Origin of the sequence: Cytobacillus sp. S13-E01, from assembly GCF_029193815.1 — a bacterium.
In the GTDB taxonomy this organism is placed as follows: Bacteria; Bacillota; Bacilli; order Bacillales; family Bacillaceae_L; genus Bacillus_BV.
Genome location: NZ_JARFVC010000004.1, coordinates 101,502 through 123,963 on the forward strand (window position 1 = coordinate 101,502; position 22,462 = coordinate 123,963).

13 protein-coding genes are annotated in these 22,462 nt (G+C 35.5%); 10 read left to right on the forward strand and 3 right to left on the reverse strand.

Translation table 11 applies throughout. The annotated features are described in order from the left end of the window. Window positions 1-7 precede the first annotated feature (7 nt). The 4 genes from PY093_RS04850 (at window position 8) to PY093_RS04865 (ending at window position 7,976) form a co-directional block, all read left to right on the forward strand. Window positions 8-1,996, forward strand: coding sequence for an S-layer homology domain-containing protein (locus PY093_RS04850; protein ID WP_275644747.1), 1,989 nt, complete (start codon window positions 8-10; stop codon window positions 1,994-1,996). Window positions 1,997-2,218: 222 nt separating this feature from the next. Further along, window positions 2,219-3,736 (forward strand): N-acetylmuramoyl-L-alanine amidase, encoded by a 1,518-nt coding sequence (locus PY093_RS04855; RefSeq protein WP_275644748.1) that lies wholly within the window; start codon window positions 2,219-2,221, stop codon window positions 3,734-3,736. A gap of 27 nt (window positions 3,737-3,763) precedes the next feature. Next, window positions 3,764-5,707 carry a S8 family peptidase gene (locus PY093_RS04860; protein WP_275644749.1) on the forward strand — a complete coding sequence of 648 codons (1,944 nt, stop codon included), beginning with the start codon at window positions 3,764-3,766 and terminating at the stop codon, window positions 5,705-5,707. 340 nt (window positions 5,708-6,047) lie between these two features. Beyond that, complete coding sequence (locus PY093_RS04865; RefSeq protein ID WP_275644750.1) at window positions 6,048-7,976, forward strand: S-layer homology domain-containing protein; 1,929 nt, start codon at window positions 6,048-6,050, stop codon at window positions 7,974-7,976. 106 nt (window positions 7,977-8,082) lie between these two features. Here PY093_RS04865 and murJ read toward each other — a convergent pair whose 3' ends face one another. From murJ to csaB, 3 genes are all read right to left on the reverse strand, one after another. Then, window positions 8,083-9,609, reverse strand: a complete 1,527-nt coding sequence (murJ, locus tag PY093_RS04870; protein WP_275644751.1) for a murein biosynthesis integral membrane protein MurJ — start codon at window positions 9,607-9,609, stop codon at window positions 8,083-8,085. 67 nt (window positions 9,610-9,676) lie between these two features. After that, window positions 9,677-10,855: a glycosyltransferase family 4 protein gene (locus PY093_RS04875; RefSeq protein WP_275644752.1), complete on the reverse strand. Its 1,179-nt coding sequence runs from the start codon at window positions 10,853-10,855 to the stop codon at window positions 9,677-9,679. Between the two features lie 54 nt (window positions 10,856-10,909). Beyond that, window positions 10,910-12,019 (reverse strand): polysaccharide pyruvyl transferase CsaB, encoded by a 1,110-nt coding sequence (gene csaB, locus PY093_RS04880; RefSeq protein WP_275644753.1) that lies wholly within the window; start codon window positions 12,017-12,019, stop codon window positions 10,910-10,912. A gap of 285 nt (window positions 12,020-12,304) precedes the next feature. Here csaB and PY093_RS04885 point away from each other — a divergent pair, with 285 nt between their 5' ends. The 6 genes from PY093_RS04885 to PY093_RS04910 all read left to right on the forward strand — a co-directional run bounded on the left by PY093_RS04885 (window position 12,305) and on the right by PY093_RS04910 (window position 22,373). After that, on the forward strand, window positions 12,305-13,585 hold the full coding sequence (locus PY093_RS04885; protein WP_275644754.1) for a nucleotide sugar dehydrogenase: 1,281 nt from the start codon (window positions 12,305-12,307) through the stop codon (window positions 13,583-13,585). Between the two features lie 23 nt (window positions 13,586-13,608). Beyond that, a complete protein-coding gene (locus tag PY093_RS04890; RefSeq protein WP_275644755.1) occupies window positions 13,609-14,328 on the forward strand; it encodes a WecB/TagA/CpsF family glycosyltransferase in 720 nt (239 codons plus the stop codon). Between the two features lie 42 nt (window positions 14,329-14,370). After that, window positions 14,371-15,816 (forward strand): O-antigen ligase family protein, encoded by a 1,446-nt coding sequence (locus PY093_RS04895; protein ID WP_275644756.1) that lies wholly within the window; start codon window positions 14,371-14,373, stop codon window positions 15,814-15,816. Then, a complete protein-coding gene (locus tag PY093_RS04900; RefSeq protein WP_275644757.1) occupies window positions 15,813-16,910 on the forward strand; it encodes a glycosyltransferase family 4 protein in 1,098 nt (365 codons plus the stop codon). The genes PY093_RS04895 and PY093_RS04900 overlap by 4 nt, the downstream gene beginning before the upstream one ends. Window positions 16,911-17,411: 501 nt before the next feature. Next, window positions 17,412-20,246: an S-layer homology domain-containing protein gene (locus tag PY093_RS04905; RefSeq protein WP_275644758.1), complete on the forward strand. Its 2,835-nt coding sequence runs from the start codon at window positions 17,412-17,414 to the stop codon at window positions 20,244-20,246. Between the two features lie 420 nt (window positions 20,247-20,666). Next, window positions 20,667-22,373 carry a DUF4855 domain-containing protein gene (locus tag PY093_RS04910; protein WP_275644759.1) on the forward strand — a complete coding sequence of 569 codons (1,707 nt, stop codon included), beginning with the start codon at window positions 20,667-20,669 and terminating at the stop codon, window positions 22,371-22,373. The last annotated feature ends 89 nt before the right edge of the window (window positions 22,374-22,462 follow it).

The window sequence follows — 22,462 nt, forward strand, 5'->3', positions numbered from 1 at the left end:
AACAAATATGAAAAATTACCCATTTAGCAAGAAAACTATTCAAGCTTTATTAGCAGCATCAATCGCATTTACTCCGCTTGTAACAACTGGTGTTATGGCGCCGCAGGAAGTTAATGCTGCTACTCAAACTCAATACAGTTCAGTTGATCAATTAGTAGAACGTTTTGAGGCTATTTATGATACTTTAAGTGATGATGATAAAGACGTTCTATTAGATGCTAGAGTTGCACTAGATGCAATGACGCAAAAAGAATGGGAAGACATTTTAGATGACGTAGTTGTTAATAATGATTCAGTTGATTTAGGAGATAAAGTAGCTGTTGCGAAAGCTATTGCAAATGTAATTTACTCTGCAACTTCTGAAGAACTTAGTAATAATGTAGAAGCTTTCCAAGCGGAATATACTAACAGTAAAGTTCAAGAGGTATTTGGATCAACAGTAACTTCTACTTCATTATTAAACTATATTGCTGAAGTCGAATTACAATTATTTGACCTTCTTTCAGATGAAGATGTCGTTTCTCTATCTTCTACAGAATTTTATCTAATTTTATTAGAAGCGTTATTACTTGCAAAAAATTATGGATTTGAAGAAGAATACAATGCTTTAACATCAACAATTGATGCACCAAGTATTTTTACTATTAAAGACGAACTTCAAACAAAGATTGATCCTAGCGGTGCAGTTAAGACTGTTCTTTTAAATGCGTTTACCAATCTAGATGCTCCTACTCGTCCTGGAACAGGTGGTGGAGATATTGGTGGTGGTGGTTATACTCCGGCCCCAACTACACCTACAGAAGTAGTTAAGGAAGAGGATCAAGTAATTACAAAGCTTCCAAAGGAAAAAGTTGCTGAAGTAGTAAATCAAATTACTACGCAAAACTCTGTAGTTTCTTTTGTTTTAGAAGAAGTAGCTGCCGGGGAAACTGCTAAAGCGCAAGTACCTGCTGGTCTTTTCTCTGAAGCATTTAAGAAAAACAAAAATGCTTCAGTAGAAGTATCTACTAAAGATGGTTCATACAAGCTTCCAGTAAACCAAATTGATGTAGCTAAATTAGCTAAAGATCTTGGTCTTTCAAATGCAGATGATCTTGAAATTTCAATCTCTGTTAATGTTGTAGATGAGAGTGTAACAAAAGATACTGTTGCTAAAAATAACTTAAAATTAGCTTCTAAAGTACTTGAATTTAAAGTAACTGCAAGTTCAGTTGATGGAAAAGATACTCAAGAAATTTCTCGTTTTACACAATACGTTGAACGCGATATCGTATCTAGCACTGCATTTAAATCAACTTCATCAGTTGCTGTTAAATTAAATGACAACGGTACTTTCTCAGCTGTTCCAACTCTATTTGATGGCAAAACGGCTACAGTTAAGTCTTTAACAAACTCTAAATATGTAATTGTAGAAAACGAAAAAACATTCACAGATGTTGACGGTGGAAAAAACTGGGCTGAAACGCATATTGAGAAATTAGCTTCTAAATATATTATCAATGGTAAAACTGAAACTTCATATGACCCAAGTGCAGACATTACACGTGGTGAATTTGCGGCTCTTATCTCACGTAGCTTAGGTTTAGTGGCAACTGATGCAGCAGCAGTTACATTTGATGATGTATCTAGTAATCAAGCTATCAATAAAAATGGTGAAATTGCAGCTGCAGTAGAAGCTGGTATCATTAAAGGTAGAGAAGATGGTAAATTCTATCCTGGTAATAAAATTACTCGTGCTGATGCAGCTATCATGATTTCACGTGCTATGACATATGTAAATGCTGACTTAAGTGGTTTAAATAATAAAAAATTAACAGACTTAACAGACTATACTAAAGTAGGTGCTTCTTCAAAAGAAGCAGTTGAAGCAGTCATGCAAGCAGATATTATGAGTGGATTCTCAAACGGTTCATTCGGTCCTGAAGCAACTACAAAACGTGACCAAATGGCGAAAATACTTGATAAATTCTTGCAATTTGTTAAGTTTGTAAACTAATAATGAACTAATTTTACAAAACCTGACTCTGTTTATTGGAGTTGGGTTTTTTTGCGTTTTTTGGAGATGTCATGGTTTAAGTTCTGAACTTCTAATTTGGGATTATAATCCTAACAAAATTTGGCATGATAATATAAAAAAATAGCTTCTTCGACACATTCCGTAATTTGATATCTAATGATAGAATAGTATAAGAGTTTAATAGTGGGAGGGAGAAAAGGGATGAAAAGCTCATGTTACGTTATATTACTTACGATTATTTTCCTGTCTTTTTCCAGTGGTATATCAATTGCGGAAGAAACAATTGAACAAGGAGATGAAGTTGTTCAAGAAAAACAGGTTCAACCCGAATCTGAAAGTGAAGAAACAGTGATAGACGAGATAACTTCAGTAGATAAAGGCAGCCAGGAAACCGTTTCTGTTCCTTCCTTCATAGATTTACCAGCAAACCATCGTGTGTATACTGAAGTGACATACCTTGCTAGTGGAAAGATAGTTTCAGGTTCAAACGGGTATTTTCTTCCGGATCGATTTGTAACTAGAGCAGAAGCAGCTGCTATGTTTGGTAGATCACTAAGCTTTGATGGTACAAAAAGAGCTACTTCTTTTCCTGATGTGGGTATGTCAAATTTCGCATCAGGGTATATAAGTTCTGCAACAGCAGATAAAATCATTAATGGTTATCCAGATGGAAAGTTTAAGCCTAATAACATTGTAACTAGAGGAGAAATGGCACTTCTTATAAGCAGAGCTTTTGGATATGATGCTAAAACGACACAAGCAGCAGTTAAGGTCCTGATGTCTAAAGGTATTGCTGAAGGAATGAAGGATGGTAGTTTCGGTGAGAAAGCACCAATGAAACGCTCTGACTTTTCGGTGTTTTTAGCTAGGTCAATAAATCCGAAGTTTACCCTAAATTATAAGGCGTCGGCTATGAAGGAGGCGACTGTAAAGGTTTCTGAAATAAATGTAAGAACAGGTCCACTACTTACTTATCCAGTTATTGGAAAACTCCCTAAAGATGTCGAGGTTGAAATATTGTATGAATTTGGAGATTGGCTACTAATTAGGGGATTAGATATAGAAGGTTTTGTACACAAGGATCTCCTTATAGTCGAGAATAGTGAAACAACCCTTGAGAGTTTTCTTAGATCCCAAACTATTGTAATAGATGCGGGGCATGGTGGTAATGACCCAGGTTCGATTGGTGGTAAACTATATGAAAGTACTGTAACGCTTGATGTAGCCTTAAAGGTCAAGGATTATTTCTTACAAACACCATTTAATATAAAATTAACTAGAGAAGATAATAGTAGACTTGAGCTTTTTGAAAGAGTAGCGCTTGCGAAACGATGGAATGGCAATGTATTCGTTAGTATTCATACAAATGCTTTTAATACGAAGGCAAATGGTACAGAGACCTTTTACTATAGTGCAGCAGCAACAAACCCTTACGTTCAACAAAGTAAACTATTAGCTGAGTATGTTCAAAAAAGATTGATAGAAGCTTGGGATCTATATGATAGAGGCGTAAAAAAAGGAAACCTCCATGTTTTACGTGAAAATGAAATGCCTGCAGCACTAGTGGAGTTAGCGTTCATAGATAATGTAGAAGACAAAAAAAAATTAGAGTCTGACCAGTGGCGCCAAGAAGCAGCAAAGGCAATATATTGGGGGATTTTGGATTATTACAAAGCTAATGGGACTGATGTAAACTCTTTATATAATGTTGGAAAATAGAGTATAAGATTATATGAGGAGGTAGATATGTTGAATAAATTTGTTAAAGTACTCGTAATCATAGTTATGATTATCTTGGTATCACCTAATAAGAATATACAAGCAGAAGGTTTAGCATCTGAAAACGTTATCGTTCTTTTTAAGGACGAAATAGATTTTAGTCTGATAGAAAAAATTAAAGGTAAAGTACTCTTTCAATATAACTCTGTTAATGGAGTTTCTATGAGGGTTCCTGCTAATGTTATTTCATTATTAGAAGCACTTCCTCAGGTTAAATCGGTCCAATATGATAACCAGTTCCAATTACAAAAACAAATAACAGACTGGGGAGCTGTGGAAACTAAGGCTGATATTACTGTGCAAAGCGGTGTAACTGGAGCAGGTGTAAAAGTAGCCGTTCTTGACACAGGAATAGATACAACTCATCCTGACTTACAAGTTTCCGGCGGGATCTGCTTAATACCGGAGACGTTATACCAAGGTAATTGTACATCCTATAATGATGATAATGGCCATGGCACACATGTTGCTGGAATTATAGCTGCTCAAAACAATGATATAGGTGCTGTTGGAGTAGCTCCTGACGCGAAGTTATTTGCTATAAAAGTACTAGATGGTGAAGGGCTAGGTACAACATCTTCTATTATGGCAGGGATTGAATGGGCTATAGAAAATAAAATGGATATTATTAATCTTAGTCTTACTACGCCCGAATTAGATCCAGCAATGGAAGTATTAATCGATGAAGCTTATAATAAGGGAATATTAATTGTTGGATCAGCAGGTAACAACGGGAAAACATTAGGAAATACCGACACGATTGAATACCCTGCAAAATTTGATAGTGTAATTGCAGTTGGCTCAATAAATTCTCTTAAAAATAGAAGCGCAACTTCTGCTACAGGTGCATCACTAGAAATAGTTGCTCCTGGGGATAGTATTTATAGTACGCTACCTAAGGCTTATGATTATGACGGTAATCAAGACGGGTACGGTTGGATGACCGGAACTTCTATGGCTACGCCGTTTATAACGGGAATCCTTGCAGGGTATAAAGAACAATTCCCGGAAAAAGCGAATATTGAGCTAAGGCAGCTCTTAATAGATCAAGCAATAGATTTAGGTCTTGAAGGTAAAGACCCTTGGTATGGATATGGCCTCGCCCAATCAGGAGCTTTCGCTAAAATCACAGAGACAATGCTTGATGTATCAATGGTCGCAAACGAAAGTGGGATCGTATCTTTTGAAGTAGTATCATTACCCGAAAATTATAATGCTTATAATATATATAGAAATGGTGTATTGATTAAGAAAAATGCTACAAATTTATCGTTTACTGATTATGTTTTAAAAGGAAACTATGAGTATCAATTTGCTGCTTTATCACTAGATGGGAGAGAATCATTACTTACAAACTCTCTAACAGTGGAAGTGAATTCTCCTTATTTTAAAGATATTAAAAATCAAAATTGGTTTTCACCTCATATCGTATTTCTAACAAGTCAATCTATATTAACTGGGTATGATGACAATGCGATACGCCCACAGGAAACTGTGACTAGAGCACAAGCAATTACAATGATTGGTAGAGCTCTTCGCTTAGACGGTACAAAGAAAAATACAGTATTTTCTGACGTTAATTCTGAAAGCTTTGCATCAGGCTATATTCAGTCTGCATTTGAGTCTGGAATAGTAAAGGGATTTACCGACGGTACAATTAGACCGAATCAACCGGTAACAAGGGTTGAGATGGCTATTATGGTATCAAATGCATATAAATTAACAGCTACAGGCACTCTCGCTTTTACTGATGTATCGTCAAATGTAACTGGGCATGAGGCGATTAGTCGGATTGCTACATTTGGAATAACAAAAGGATTTAAGGATGGTACGTTTAAACCATATCAATTTATGACAAGATCTGATTTCTCTGTTTTTATTGCGCGGGCAGAAAATCCTTTATTTCGCTAAATTATGAGAAAGGTATGTCAATTCTAGACATGCCTTTTTGTAATTATTTTCTTACTGAAGATCGATCTATGTGTACTAGAATGATAATTTGAAACTAGCAACCCTTGTAAATATGCAAGTAAAGCTATTAATATAGAAAAATGAAAAAAGTAGTCCAAAAGGCTCTTTCCTAAAGAAAAATGGTACTTTACATATATTTCAAGAAAAAACTTTTCGTATTATAGTAATTTTAAAGGAAATATTTGATAGAATAGAAGGAGATTTTGTAGAAAAAACAAGAATGATAGAAACAACTAAACTAAAACATATTAATCTATTTACTAGAGAGGGGAATGGAACGTTGAAAAGAATTTTTAGTATGATGATAGCTGTTCTTATGCTGCTAACATTCACAGTTTCTACAACAACATACGCGGCGAAGGATGATATCACCGGCAACACTCTTGAAGTAGAATTACGAGCAATGATAGAAAGAGGAGTAATAAATGGGTTTGAAGAAGGTGTTTACAAGCCCAGCGATCCCGTGACGCGTGCTCAATTTGCAGCATTTTTGTCTAGGGCTCTTACCTTACCGGTAGCTACCACTCATACAACTTTTTCTGATGTACCAGCTAGTTCATCATTAGCTAAAACAATCTATAGTGCAAATCAAGCAGGACTTGTTCAAGGTTTTTCAGATAAGACATTTAAGCCTGACGATAAAATCACTAGAGAACAAATGGCAATCATGATTGATCGTGCCTTACTTTATAAGAAGATTGCTAGAGTTGAAGCGCCTCTTACCTTTACTGATTCATCTTCTATCAACGCAACGTTTAAACAAGGAATTGCACATAATGTCCATTTTAAAATTATAAATGGAATGTCTAATGGTGATGGCAGCTACCGTTTTGGACCTAAAGAAAATGCTACTAGAGCACATGCTGCAGCGTTTATTTATCGTATGTTGCAGGTAATAGAAGCTAAACCAGAGCAAGAACCAGAACCAGAACCAGAACCAAAACCAGAACCGAGCGTTGGCTATAAAGTAGCTACAATCGATTCAAATGGGAAATTAGTTTTTAGCACTACGAACTATATATCTTTTGAAACTGCTAATGCTGCAATAAGGGATACTAAAAATCAAGTAGTTACACTTGATTCTAAAATTGTCAAAATGAGTAATGGTGTTGTCTATGCTAAACCATCTTTAGGATCATCAATAACACTTATTTATGCAGAAAATATGGTTACTCAAATTGGGTATTTACCGACTAATGCTGAAATGGGATATATTGATGCTGATGAAAATAAAGTTAAAGTTCAACTTGCTGACAAGGTTGGTTATGTAAAACATACAGATGTGACTTTATATCCTGATCAAATGTTAGGCGGGCGTTCTTATTATATGGTTAATAAGGGTGAATTAGTTCACTATATCTATAACCCCGGTAAAAGCGGATATGATTGGTATCTATATGGTGCAGCACCTACCTTCCTTCAAGAAGGGAAAACCTACTATAGTTGGGATGGAGACACTTTTGTAGACGCAGCTAATGGTAATGAGGTAGGACAGGCTCATCAATACTTTAATTATCTTCCATTACGTACTAAAACCAGCTATACGGCTGAGCAATTAAATGCTTATATTGCAAATGTTAAACCAGAAAGTCCACTTAAAGATTTGGGTTCGGTTTTTATAGAAGCTCAAGAAAAGTATAATGTAAATGCAATGTATTTACTTGCCCATGCTATTCATGAAAGTACGTATGGTACTAGTGAGATTGCACAAAAAAAGTTCAATCTATTCGGTTTAAAAGCAACGGACGCGGCGCCTGGGGAAAATGCTCAAACATTTTCTAGCTTTGAAGAGAGTATTATGTATGCTGGACAATATGTTTCCAATCAATATCTTGATCCTGCGGGCAAACACTTTAATGGCGCTGTTTTAGGTAACAAAGCTCGGGGAATGAATGTTAGATATGCTTCTGATCCTTACTGGGGGCAAAAAATTGCTGGGCATATGTATCGTATAGATAAAGCATTAAAAGGTAACGAAAGAGGTTTATATACGATAGGTGAGAATACGGAAAAATTAAATGTAAGAATAGAGCCTAACACTCAGTTAGCCGCGCAATTCACATATCCTAATGAAGGATTCCCATTTGTTTTATTAGAAACTTCACAACAAACAGATGGTATGTGGTATAAAACAATCTCAGACTCTAATAAGTATACTGATGCTTATGTTCATGGTGATTATGTAAGGGAACTTCCTGTTGTAAAATAAGACGTAAAAAAGCCTGCAATCTATACTAATTGCAGGCTTTTTATTATAAATTTTTTTTCTATTGCTGATTTGGTGTCTAGCTCCGGACGCACGCACTGTTATTTTCTTAGACAGATCCAGTTTTCTTTTTACGTACAATACTAAGTAATCGATTCAAACCTGAGCGATAGAAAATGAACAGTCCTCCAACATAGAGAAATACCCCAAGTGGAACAAGAATCATTAATTCAATCAACGAGTATAGAGCTTCGATATTTGTAAATTGTTTTACAAGAAACAATGGAATAGCCATAACAAAGGTTGCAGGAATTACCCTTAAAAATAAAGTTAGCAACTTTTTCACTTCTTTACGATCAAAGTCTTTGTAAACAACAAAGGTTGTGACTGCTAGGTAATACACAGAAACTAATGAACTTGAAAGTGCTAAACCTGGGTAGCCTAATGGCTTTACAAGTAAGAAGTTCAAAATGACGTTAATGATAATTGTTGTTACACTAATCCTCAAGATAATTGCTGTTTTACCTCTAGCGTACATTGACTTCGAGACAATATATTGCAAACCTTGAGTAACGATTAAAGGTAAATAGAGAAGTAGTGCTAAATACGTATTATTCGAGTCTTCAGCGGTAAAGCGACCACGTTCATAAACAAACGAAATTGCAGCATCACCCACTAGTAAAAGTCCAACTGCAATTGGTAGTAAGGTGACGAGAGAGAGTTCCATTCCCATAAACACCGTCTGTTGAAACTTTGGTGCGTCATCTACTTGTTCAGAAAGTAGTGTAAAGATAATTGCGGCTATTGTCGTTGCATAAATAGCGTTTGGAATACTTACTAGCAATGAAGCATTGTTCAAATAAGTAACAGCCCCGTCAATTGTTCCAGAAGCAAACAGTTTATTGACGAACATGTTAATTTGTCCAACAACAGAGTTTAATAGTGCTGGGACAAGTAAAACGAGAAATGCAGAACGAAATATTTTTTCAACTTTTATAGTAGCATGCCACTGAAAGCCGCCTTTTCGTAAATAATAAAATTGTACGATTGCGCCAAGAGTTGTCCCAAATATAAAACCATATGCTAGGCTATGAATTCCCCATTGTTCAGAGAACAGAAGTGCAAAAACGGCACCCATTAAGGTAGCTAGCAATTTAGAAATTTGTGATGGCACAAAAATTCTACGACCTTGTAAGTAGGATTCTAAGATCCCATTTAATGCTATAGCACTCATAAATAGTACAAATAACTGACTGATTTCAATCGCTATAACCTCTGTCGTTGGGCTCATATTACCAAAAATAAATGGGACAATATATGGTGCTAAAAAGTAGCCTAATACGGAAATAATAAAAAAGATAAGTACAGTTCCATTCATAATCCCGTTTGCGTTGCGTTCTGTTTCAACTGGTGTTTCCTTTTTATTTTTCACATACATAGGTAGGAATACATTGTTAAAACCACCAGAAATCATTGCGACGACAAGAGTAATAAAGGAGAATGCAAGCAGATAGCCGTCAGTGTACTCATTAGCCCCAAATTGTCTCGCGATTATACTTTCACGTAAAAAACCTGACAACTTTAGAACAAGAGCTAGTAATGTAATCCAGACGGCCGTTCGTTTCAACTTTGACATAAGTAATTCACATTCCTTTTATGCACAAAAAGTAAGGCGATTAAATGCCTTACTTCTTATAACTGTGCTATTTCGACTTATCTAATGCACTTAAGTAAATTTCTTCATATTTTTGGGCCGCAGCTAAATGAGAATATTCACTTTCAATCTTTTTACGTGCATTTATAGCAAATTCTTCACCTTTATTCGGGTTGTTAAGTAAAAAGGTTATTGCATCAGATAATTGTTCGACACTTTTTTCTTCTACAAGTAAACCGTCTTTCTCAGGCTCAACAATTTCCTTTAATCCACCTACTGCACATGCAATTAGTGGAGAACCAGATCCCATTGCTTCTAATGCAGAGATTGATGTTGCTTCTTCAACACCAGCAGAGTGGACACTTGGAACAAGAACGATGTCAGTTAAGGCATAATAATCCTTTACTTTTTCATGTGGGACCGCTCCAAGAAGCTGTACATTGGATTCAAGATTATTTTCAGAAACAATTTTCTTAATCTCCGAAAGGGCTTCTCCACTTCCTGCGTAGATAAGCATTGTATTAGGATGGTGTTTGAGCACTTCTGGCATTGCAAGTGCTGGATAAATTACACCATTTTTCTTTGTTAACCTTCTAGGGACAAATAGAACGTTTGTATCATTTGGTATACCGTACTGCTTACGTAAGGCCTCTTTATTATCTTTGTCAGGGTTAAAACCATGGATGTCAATGAAATTACGTATTGCGATTCCATCAACACCTGACATTTCTTTAACGTAGTCCTTTAAACGAGTGTCAACTGTAATGACCTTCCTTGTGGCCTTATACGCCTTTAGTTCGATATTCTGCATATACTGTGCTTCTGGACTACCCTCATCAATAGACCCCTTACTAACTGCCTCAAACGCCATATAGCCATGGACTGTTGACACAGTAGGAATTCCAGTTTCTAAAGCTGCTAACGTTGTAAATGGATCTTGTGCATTTATAATATCGTAGTTTTTGCCTTTGTTTTTCTCGATTAATCCTTTTAGAAGGCGTCTGCGGACGATATGACTCCACAGTATTCCTTTTCCTTTTTTCACTTTGTTTATAACAAAGCTGGGGCCTTGGGCATAGAGCTTTCTCATAACAGGTGGTACATCTGTAAATGAGAGGACGTCCACTTCATGTCCTCTTTCTTCTAATCCTGCTTTCAATGTTGCTACATGGACAGAAAGCCCACCTGCATGAGGGTAATCATAAGCTGTTGCAATTAAAATCCTCATCTTTAACTCCCTCCTTGTGTCAAAAACATACCTAACACCAAAGCCTAATTCATTTTATTTTGCAAACTTTTCTTCCAAAAGCTCTACATTTCGAACTGCTTCAGTACGCATTGCTTCTGAATTATCTTTTACGATATCAACATATTTCTCATGATTGTCAAGCAAATGAAGCGCATTATTTGTTAGTTCCTGTTCATTTATTTCTTCTAATACAGCGGAAAATTCCCACATGCCACTTCTTTTAAGTAAACTTTCGACTTTCTTATCATAGCTTAATCCAATATGAGGTACTCCCTTTAAAGTAGAAAAGATTAGGGCGTGCAGCCTCATCCCAATTGTTAGCTTACATTGTCCAATGAAGTTTAAATACTGATTAGGTGTAAAATTACCTGCTAGCATATGGCATTTATCGGCATGTTTCATTTGTGCTAGCACTTTTTCGCTAGCGTTGATATCGTGGTGTCCTTCCATTGGTACAAACACCGGAGTAACACCACGGTCTTCAACTAGTTTATCAACTATATAAGCAACTTGTTCGAACTGTTTCACTTTTTCAAACCAAGGGCGAACAGATACAGCCACAAGATTATCTCTGCTTTCAAGCTGCAGACTTTCGATACATGCGTTATCATCTTTTGCTTTAAATGCAAATACAATATCAGACGTAACGACGGTTTTAGGGCGGGTTACACCGAGTTCATGAAGCAAGCTCTTTGAGAATTCGTCTCGGACAGTAACAAAGTCCGCCATATTTGCAAATATTTTCATTAGAATTTTTCCCCAAGTTGAGTTAACAGGTCCGATACCTTGAGAGAAGAACATAACCTTTGTGCTGCAAAGCTTAGCTAAAAAAACAATTAATAAATAATACGGTAATGGACCGAAAATAAAGCGGGTAGGATAGGTATCTTGTAGTAATCCACCGCCTCCGCTTACTAATAAGTCTGCTTCCTTAAGTGCCTTAACCTTACCTTTAAAATCATGACGCCAACCACGATATACGCTTTTGACTGAATGAGTACGGGCTGTTTCTTCAGGGGATAATGAGAAAACCGTAATATCAGGTGTATCAAGCTGATCGCGTAAATTATCAATAATTGATTCTAAAATGGCTTCGTCCCCAGTGTTTCCAAGACCATAGAATCCGGAAATAACAATTTTCAAAGAAGTATTGCCTCCTCAAGTAGATGATTGTGAGTACAGGACTAGAAATTATTGCTAGTCGCATAAAATCACCCTTTATTTTATCATCAAGGTAGTCCTCATTCAATCTTATTGATGCAAGGATTGACGAGATTTGATATAATGTGTAAGAATTTGTGGAGAAAACAATATTTACATCTATTAAATTTTCTTGTAAACCTACAACTTTCATGAAACAGTTACGAATTATATAACGTCAATAAAAGAGCTAATCATTATTTTCTTACTAAGTGAGGTCCTTATAAAATGAAAAAAATATGTGTTATTGGTTTAGGATATATTGGTCTACCAACTGCAGCGGTTTTTGCGCGTGCAGGCTATGACATAGTGGGGGTTGATGTAAACGAACGTGTTGTTAACTCCTTAAACAATGGTGAAATTCATATTGAAGAAGTTGGCTTACCAGAAATTATTAAAGAAGTTGTTTCAGAAGGGAAATTAAAAGCTTCACTAACACCTGAAGTGGCTGATGTCTTCATCATAGCTGTTCCAACGCCAATTCATGCAGACACAACTGCAAATGTTGACTATGTTATTAGTGCAACAAAGGCAATTGTCCCTTTTTTGAAAAAAGGTGATGTTGTTATCGTTGAATCAACAATCCCTCCACGTACAATGGATGACGTCGTTGCACCAATCTTACGCGAAAATGGTTTCAATACGGAACATGATGTTTATCTTGCCCATTGTCCAGAACGTGTGTTACCAGGTCGAATTTTAATTGAACTTATTGAAAATACACGTATTGTTGGTGGTACTAGCCCAGAAGCTGCTAAAAAAGCTGGTGACGTGTATCGTGCCGTTGTTACAGGCGATGTTATTGAGACAGAAGCTGTCACTGCTGAAATGTCTAAGCTTATGGAAAATACGTTCCGTGATGTGAACATTGCACTAGCTAATGAACTCGTTAAAATCTCACAAAAGTTAAGTGTAGATGCACATAAAGTCATTGAGCTTGCGAATAAGCATCCACGAGTAAATATTCACCAACCTGGACCAGGAGTTGGAGGTCACTGTCTTGCAGTCGATCCGTATTTTATTGTTGAAAAAGCAGTCGATGAGTCTCCGTTAATCCAAACAGCCAGAACAATTAATAACTCAATGCCAGATTTCGTGGTCAATCAGGTGGCTCACATGACAAGTGAATTACCAAACCCGAAGATTGCGGTCTTTGGTTTAACATATAAAGGAAATATAGATGATGTTCGTGAAAGTCCAGCGATTGAAATACTAGAAAAGCTTCAACATAACAGTCGTTATCAAATCCGAGTACATGATCCACACGTACAAATTGACCAAGTGAGTTTTCCACTAGTTTCATTTGAAGAAGCAGTTCGTGATGCACATCTTGTGTTAATCTTAGCTGATCATAATGAGTTTAAGACACTTAACGCAGAGGACCTAATCGGAAAAATGAATAGTCCTGTTGTATTTGATACGAAAAACTGCACGAATATTGATCCTACAAAGGTAACTGTCTATAAAATCGGAAATTTATCAACAGTGAAAGTAATTCAAGAGAATTAATTTAGATGCGAAAGTGGTGAATAATGATGAGGGAAAAGGAAAGCTACTTAGGGATTGATATATCACCACTTAGCTATGATGAAATAATTGAAGACTTAAAAGAACGGATAAATAAAGGTGTACAATCGACAATAATTGCCGTAAATCCAGAAAAGGTTATTGCTGGTGAGCAGAACGGTGAGCTCAAACAACTAATAAACTCTTCAACTTACCAAATACCTGATGGGATTGGCATTCTTTTAGCTTCTAAATTAAAAGGAGGCCGCATTACCTCTAGGGTTACTGGGGTCGACATGATGGCACGATTGGTAGAGTTTGCATCATTAAATAATCATAAAGTGTTTTTATATGGTGCTAAAGAAGAGGTTGTTAAAACGGCCAAGAACAACCTTGAAGTTAAGTACCCAGGCCTAGTGATTTCTGGATATGCAAATGGTTATGTTAATAATCAAGAGGACCTTATTCAATCGATAAACGACTCTGGAGCCGTTCTTTTATTCGTAGCAATGGGTAGTCCAAAACAGGAGCTATGGATTCGTGAAAATATGAATAAATTGAATGTTAAGGTGTTTCAGGGGGTGGGTGGTAGCTTTGATGTGTTTGCAGGGCATGTTAAGCGTGCACCAGCTTTTTATCGTAATCTAGGCATTGAATGGCTCTATCGTTTACTTAAAGAACCAAAGCGATTCAAGCGACAACTAGCTCTCCCTAGATTTTTACTAAAAATACTTGTATCAAAGTAAACTATACCAAATAAATGAAGAGTGCAAGAAAGGATTAAGATGATGACATTACAGTGGAGAGATTTTCAGTTTTTATTTATCAGTATACCTATCCTTGCGATTTCATTGCTTTTCCCTTCTCAACTAACTGGATTAGCTGTCGCAGCATTATTTGCATTGTATACAATTGTTTCACCAAAAAATGGATTGCTACTCCTATTACTATATTTCCCAACAAGACCGTTTTTAATAGAATTAAACCCAAGCTTAAAAATTGTTGGAGATTTAATTATTCTTGCAGCATTTGCTAGGGTTGTATTTGCTAACAGAAGGAATTTAAGATCTTTATTTAAATTTCATATATTTGAATGGGCATTTTTCTTATTTTGTTTAGTCGGTGCTGTTTCTGCCTACATTACCGGGGTTTCATTAACAGCTATAATCTTTCAGCTTCGAGCATTTCTAATTACGTATTTAGTGTTTTATGTAGTTAAACGTTTAGAAATTACTAAAAAAGATGTATTTACGTTTTTATGGACGACATTTATTATGGCGATTACACTTAGCTTACACGGCTTAGTTGAAAAACTGTCAATTCGTACATTGCTTATGCCAGAAAAGTGGGTTCTACGTTCACTCTCACATAATAACAGGGTAAGGATTTACGGACTAATCGATAATCCCAATGTATTAGCGGTGTATTTATCACTTGCTTTTATTTGTACAATCTACTTAAAGAACTTTGTAAAAGGGAAAATGAACTGGTTATTAAATACCGGTTTGGTTCTAATGTTAGGAGTAATCACGCTAACATATTCGCGTGGTACATGGATTGCATTTGTTATTGGTCTGATTGTTTATATAATGATGACAAGAAATTGGAACATTATTAAAAAAATAGCCTTTGGTATTATTACTGCAATTATATTTATTAATTTGCCAGTAACAAGTACAGCTAGTTATATTGCAACAACAGACTTTGGAAATGTTGACCGTACCTATGTACCTGGTGAACCTGGAGAACAGTCTGATGAAGTAAATAGGCTAAAAGAAACGTTTGAAATGTCCACAATTGAATTAAGTAAAACCACAGGACGGTTATTTATCGTTTTAAAAGGCTTTGAAATATTTAAAGATCATCCGATTATCGGAACGGGATTTGCAACCTATGGCGATTCCGCTGCAAAAGGATTTTCTTCTCCTATCTATGAGGAATATGGCATTGGCTATAATATTTATTCAGATAATCAATATATTCAAATCATTGTTCAAACGGGGATAGTGGGTGTACTGCTTTTTGCGACATTCTTACTTGGGATGCTGCTATTTATTTGGAATAAAAGAAATGACTCCCCAGTAGCAATTGCACTTATACCTATTTTACTAGCGATTTTCGTCAGTGGGGTATTATATAACATTTGGGAAGACAAAACGTTTACAACGTATTTCTTTTTATTATTAGCCGCAGTTGCGAAGGGCGTACAATTAAAAAGGACAAATAGTATATGAGAATCCTCCATCTAATAAGTGGTGGTGAAACAGGTGGTTCCAAAAACCACCTGCTTTCGTTACTTGAAAAGTGTAGAGATGAAGATATTTATTTAGGCGTATTTCAAGAAGGTAGGCTTTCAGAAGAAGCTAGACATAAAGGAATTCCAGTATTCGTTTTTGGACAGCGTTCACGGTATGATTTCTCAATCATTCCGAAATTGAAAAAAATGATATTGGAAAAAGAAATTGATATTGTCCATACACATGGACCAAGAGCTAATCTTTTTGCTTTTTTCTTAAAAAGGCTAATTTCGTTTATATGGATTACGACAATTCACAGTGATCCCGAAAAAGACTTTATTAAAGGCGGGGTAAAAGGAAGAGTATTTACCAGGTTAAATATGACCGTAATTAAACGGATTGATCACTTTTTTGCTGTTTCAGAACGTTTTAAAGAAATGTTAGTTGGGTTTGGGATTTCGGCATCAAAAATTACGACAATCTATAACGGGATATCATTTGATCTTGGGCTTAAAGCTACAAAATTTAGAAGTGATTTAGGAATTTCCGATGAAGAGTTTATTATTATCATGGTTGCAAGGCTACATCCGATTAAAGGACATATTGTTGCTTTTGAAGCTATTAATAGACTTAATCAACATGGTAATAAGGTAAAGCTTTTACTAGTTGGTAATGGACCAATTGAACAAGAACTGAAAGCTAATGTTGAAAAGTTACAGATAACAGACCAAGTTATGTTCTTAGGCTACCAGGAAGATGTTCATTCTTATTTAGCCCTTTCTGATGTAAAGCTACTTGCTTCATATAGTGAAAGCTTTCCTTTGGTTATCTTAGAAGCAGCTAGAGCTGATACACCTGTTATCTCGACTGATGTAGGTGGTGTTAAAGACCTTATATCAGATAGAAAGTATGGCTGGATCATTGCGATAAAAAATGTCGATGAACTAGTATTGGCAATTGAAGAAGCAATTGAACAGAAAAATAGTGACAAACTTAGACAAATAGGCCTAAATCTTCACGAAAAAGCATCAAAAGAATATTCTCTTGATCAATTAGTTGCGAAAACATTGAAAACATACCGTTCACTTTAAGTGAACGGGTTTTTTTTTTTTTTTTTTGAAAATGTTAAAAAAGTGAAACCTTTGAACCTATAGATACGTCAAACCTATTAGATTGACAATTACCAAAGTTTTATATAATCTTACCTTATGAGACTGTCTTTTCCATATATATGTAACATATGAAAAAGATTCTAAAGACAAAAAATAGAAAAACAGTTGAAAAATATGAGATATTTGGTAGAATAGTTTTTGAGAGTTGATAATAATAAATTAAAAGATTACTAAAAAAGACATTTTTTTCTACAAAATTCTGCTTTAGAATGTTAGTGAAATGTCGATATAAGTAATATGAATTCCTCATAATATATTGTTCTAAAGAATCTCATAGATTCATAGGATAATCTTTGTGAAGAATACATTGATTTATCTACCAACAACTCGGGTAACTGATTGTTAAACACCATTTATTTGAGATAACTCGAATAAGTGTAAAAACAAGTACTTAATGTACATACAAGGAGGAACAAAAGAATGGCTTATCAACCTAAGTCTTATCGCAAATTTTTAGCAACAACTGTAACTGCTTCATTAGTAGCTACCGCTGTTGCGCCAGTAGCAGGTCTTGCTGCATCTAACTTCACGGATGTTAACTCAAACTATGAAGCGGCAGTAAACTTCTTAGTAGAAAACGAAATCACTAGTGGCTTAACTGAAACTACTTTCGGAACATCTGCTCAAATCACTCGTGGTGACGCAGCTGTTTTAGTAGCAAAAGCATTAGAACTTGATACAGATCTTTTTGAAGCTGCTCCATTTACTGATGTAAATGCTCGTCAAGCTGGTGCAGTAAGTGCATTATACGCACTAAACGTAATCAATGGTAAAACTGATACTACATTCGCTCCAAATGCACCAATCACTCGTCAAGAAATGGCGAAAGTAATTGCTAACGCATTCGAATTAGTAGGTGCTGGTGAAGCATTACCATTCACAGACGTTAACTCAACATTCTCTGCATATGTAGATGCTCTTTACACTAACGGAATCACTTCTGGTAAAACAGAAACTTCTTTCGGAAGCACTCAAGAAATCACTCGTGGTGAGTTCGCGATTTTCTTATTCAGAGCTTTGACTGAGGAAGTAGTAGAAGCTACTGAAGTAGAAGAAGTAAAAGCTGTTGGCGTTAAAAAATTAGAAGTTGTATTCAATGGAGAAGTTGATGCTGATGCAGCTGTATTTACAGTGAAAAAAGGAACTTCTAACCAAGGAATTGCTAAAGTAGTTTTTGCTGAAGATAACAAGTCGGCAACTATCGAATTAAATAACAAGCTTACTGCTGGTGACTATACTGTTTCAGTATCTGGTTTAACAGAAGAGGCTTTAACTAGCGAAGTAACTGTTGAAAATGAAGCAGTTGCAGCAGTTAAATTACTTTCAGATAAAGCTATCATGAAAGATGATGATACTGTTGAAGTTGGATACCAAATTGAAAACCAATATGGTGAAGCTATGACTGTAGCATCTAACCCAATTGCAACTTCTACAAGAGGTACTGCTACTGCAACTTCAGGTAAAGTAACAATTGATTTAGCTACTGGAAGCACATTCAAATCTGGTGAGACTTTAGTTCTTACTTTAATTGATTCAGCATCAGCTAAGAGCGTTAGTGCATCATTAACAGTTTCTTCTGTAGCTACAACAAACAACGTAGCATTTAACGGAATTGTTGACAGCACAAACAAAATTGTTGAAACAGTAAAACAAGAAGATAATGCAAAAGATTTCTTCTTATCAGTAGCTGCTAAAGATCAATATGATCGTGCAGTAACAGACGTTGCTAAATTAAACAACGACCTATTAGTAACAGTATCTAACCCAACATTAGTAGACTTAGTTGATACTAACGCTGGTACTGCTGGGGTACAACCATTTGCAGAAGTAACTGATGCTGCAGGTAAAAAACACACTACTATCAAGTTAGATGTTAAAGATGCTTACGGTGAAGCAATCGTGACTGTAGTATCAAAATCAACTGGTGTAGCAGTTACTTATAAAGTAACAGTAAATGAAAAAGTTAAAGTTGATACTATCGTAGTTAATGCTCCTGAAGTTAGCTTAGTTGCTGGTGGAGATACAGTATTACTTCCTGTAACTGCAACTGACAATAAAGGTCAATCAGTTACAACTGTTGAAGCTCTTGGTGGATTAACTCCTTCTGTAACAGGTGTTAATGGATCGACTGCTTCTTACGTTGCTAAGGATGGTAAATTATTTGTTGAAGTTAAGGTTGGAGATGTAGCATCAACTGGTACTATCATCGTTTCAACTACTTCTGGAACTGGAAAAGTTGACACAGAAATCGTTGCTGTTAAAGCAACAGCAGTTCCAAATGCAATTGTTGGACTTAAATCTGATGTTCAAACAGCAATTTATGCTGGTGAATCAGTGTCAGTTGATTGGAAAGACTTTGTAATCCAAGATCAATATTCACGTGAAATGAAGTACACTGAAGAAGCAGCTAAATATGCTGTTAAAGCTGTAGCATCTAGTGACAAAGTAGAAGTTACTACTGATTCTACTGCAACTACTGCTATCGCATTAAAAGGTGCTAAAAAAGGTACTGAATCTATTACATTCACATTAGTTGATGTAGTAAATACTAAAGATGTAGCTGCTACTGACATGTCATTCCGTACAGTTGAATTCTCTGAATTCACTTCATTCGGTGCTGACGATATCGCTACTGTATATGCTAATGATACAACTGCTGACTATACAGATGTTTACGCTAAGACAGTAAAAGTTTATGGTGTGACAGCAGACGGTAAGAAAGTATACTTACCAGCAAGCGAATACACTGTATTCTCAAATTCAGATAACTTAGCAGTTAATCCACTTAACTCTAGTGAAGTAGATGCTGTTGGAGATGCCGACCCTAAAACTACTTTTGAGAAGTCTGCTAAACTTACAATCACTTTAATCAAAAATGGTGTAGAAGTAAGTAAAGACGTTGCTATCTCTGAGGTTTCACCATCAGTTGCTAAAGTTGAATATTTAGTTGATACTAAAGCTGTAACTGCTATCGAATTTGATGATGCTGATTTAACAACTGTTAATCTTGGCGTACTTCAACCAAGTGTTAAAGTTACGGATTCATACGGTATTGCTACTGGAAAAACTGATGTAGATAATACAATTACTCGTATTACTTTCTCTAACATCGTTGAGAAAAGTGGATCAGATATTGTAGTAACTGCAAATGGTCTTTCAACAGCTGCTATTGCTGGCTTAGCTGAAGGTGACACTTTCGATGCTACTATCGTTGTTGGTGGTCAAACACTTACGCTTGATGTTACTGTTAAGTAATAAATTTTAATCACAATTAATAAATCCCTAGGAGATATCTCCTAGGGATTTATTAATTTAAAAGTGCCTGTGACTCCCCGAATATTCTTGTTTCACATTTGTGCTCCACGGTAAGTAGTGAGGTGGGTTGCAAAAATGGTAGATTTATTGTTTTACGAGCCTAATCTTGATTTCAACTTTTTGTGAAACGGTAGAGTATGCTATGTTGAAATCTCTTTAGGGCTACTTTTCTGTATAAATTCTAAATCATGATGAAAAGTAACATAGCAATTCTAAGAAATATCCGACAAAAAATAAAATTCTAGTAGTCATACACTCTACCGCTCAGCAACGATTTCTTGAAGGAATTTCCAATCAAATGTCGAATTAGTAGATAAAATAAAAAAAGAAATAGTAATTAGACATCATTGGAGGAGACAGATGAAAAAACTAACAATCTACATATTAGGAATTATGGTTACTTTACTTATAGGAAACTATCAAGCTGAAGCTTCTTTTGATTTTACTGACGTACCAGGTAATTATTGGGCTAAGAAGGATATTACTTTTTTAACGGATAAAGGTGTTATTGAAGGTTTTCCAGATGGTACCTTTCATCCCAATGAAGAAATCACTCGTAAACAGGCAGCAATTATGATGGGCAGGGCTCTTGGTTTAGAGCACGTAGACAGTCCTAATCCTGGATTTCAGGATGTTGCAGAATCAGACATTGGGTATTCTGAAATTGCTGCTGTTGTTGAAGAAGGATTATTTGAAGAGAATACATATTTTTATCCTAACGATCCATTGACTAGAGGAGAAATGGCTAGAATTTTAGTCGTTGCATATGATCTGGTGGGTGATAGTGGACAAGAGTTTACCGATGTTCCTAAAAGTAGTCCTTATTATCATTTCGTTTATCGCTTAGCTGCTAATAGAATTACAACAGGGTATTCAGATGGAACGTTTCGACCTCAAGAAAGTGTCAATCGTGCACAATTTTCTACATTTCTTTCTCGAATTTATAATAGTCCTCTTAAATATGAGATTCGTAAAGATGGCAAAAGCATACTTCAATTTAATTCAAAAGATAAAGCGATAGAGTATGCTTTAGTTAATGAAGGATTAACTGTACATCCAATGAGTGATCAACTAAACCAATATCCTGATTCTTTTATAGGTGCCAAAGAGAGTAATATTAAAAGTGGAGTACTTATCTATAATGGTTATGAATTAGATGGGAAGTATGGAACTGCAGAGCGGTTTACACCTGAATTTTTTGATCCCTATATTTCATATAGAAAAGATGGAAAGCATATAGGTACATATTTTGATACATTTATCATTTTAGGGCGTAAATACCCAAATGGTGAGTTTCCGGAGACAGCGGCAAATAATGCAAATTATGAGGATTGGAAATGGTATATAAATCGTACATTTAGCAATAATGGAGCACTTGCAAACTTAAATCAAGCTGTAAAAAATAATCCAAATGTTGAAAAGGCGAAGGTATATATTGCAATTCCATATCCAAAGAACACAGGATTACTAGAAATGTTAGACGGCAAACAAGCGCCTCCAACATTATACAGTAGATATAAATTAGTAGATTGGTATATTAATGAAGTTTTTAAAAAAGTTGAAGAAGCAAACTATGAAGGTCTAGATTTCGAGGGCTTTTACTGGTTAAATGAAACTGTAATTAGTCCTGAAGATGAAAAACTTGTTGCGTTAACATCTAAACTCGTACAATCATCAAACCATAAATTTATTTATTCTCCGCATGCTAGATCTACCAATTTAAATAACTGGAGGAGCTACGGGATTGACAGTGCCTATTTGCAGATGAATGCCTTTAAGCAGATCAATGATTTACCGCTATCAACCAGTCTGTTACATGCAGGTCTGCTAAACGCTTTAACAAATGGAACAGGTGTGACTATAGAAATAGAAGACTCTACTATGGACATTGATTTAGTTTTCGAAAACCTAAGAAATTATATTAAGCTAGGTAATTTATACAACTTATCTAGTGAAAGCATCATCATGTATCAAGGCACTGAAATGGTATATCGACTTGCAACATATCCAGATAAAGAATATCGAAAAATGTATGATGATTTATATCTTTTTTTGAATAATAAGTAGGCTATATAACAGAAATTGAATATATATTTTTTCTTATAATCTAGGAAAATAGCCATAAAAACCATTTACAAGAATAATTTTCTAGTTTA

Excerpts from the sequence above, each read along its gene's own strand:
- PY093_RS04850 (WP_275644747.1), top strand. The coding sequence starts at position 8 with ATGAAAAATTACCCATTTAGCAAGAAAACTATTCAAGCTTTATTAGCA.
- PY093_RS04855 (WP_275644748.1), top strand. The coding sequence starts at position 2,219 with ATGAAAAGCTCATGTTACGTTATATTACTTACGATTATTTTCCTGTCT.
- PY093_RS04860 (WP_275644749.1), top strand. The coding sequence starts at position 3,764 with ATGTTGAATAAATTTGTTAAAGTACTCGTAATCATAGTTATGATTATC.
- murJ (WP_275644751.1), bottom strand. The coding sequence starts at position 9,609 with ATGTCAAAGTTGAAACGAACGGCCGTCTGGATTACATTACTAGCTCTT.
- PY093_RS04875 (WP_275644752.1), bottom strand. The coding sequence starts at position 10,855 with ATGAGGATTTTAATTGCAACAGCTTATGATTACCCTCATGCAGGTGGG.
- PY093_RS04885 (WP_275644754.1), top strand. The coding sequence starts at position 12,305 with ATGAAAAAAATATGTGTTATTGGTTTAGGATATATTGGTCTACCAACT.
- PY093_RS04890 (WP_275644755.1), top strand. The coding sequence starts at position 13,609 with ATGATGAGGGAAAAGGAAAGCTACTTAGGGATTGATATATCACCACTT.
- PY093_RS04895 (WP_275644756.1), top strand. The coding sequence starts at position 14,371 with ATGACATTACAGTGGAGAGATTTTCAGTTTTTATTTATCAGTATACCT.
- PY093_RS04900 (WP_275644757.1), top strand. The coding sequence starts at position 15,813 with ATGAGAATCCTCCATCTAATAAGTGGTGGTGAAACAGGTGGTTCCAAA.
- PY093_RS04905 (WP_275644758.1), top strand. The coding sequence starts at position 17,412 with ATGGCTTATCAACCTAAGTCTTATCGCAAATTTTTAGCAACAACTGTA.
- PY093_RS04910 (WP_275644759.1), top strand. The coding sequence starts at position 20,667 with ATGAAAAAACTAACAATCTACATATTAGGAATTATGGTTACTTTACTT.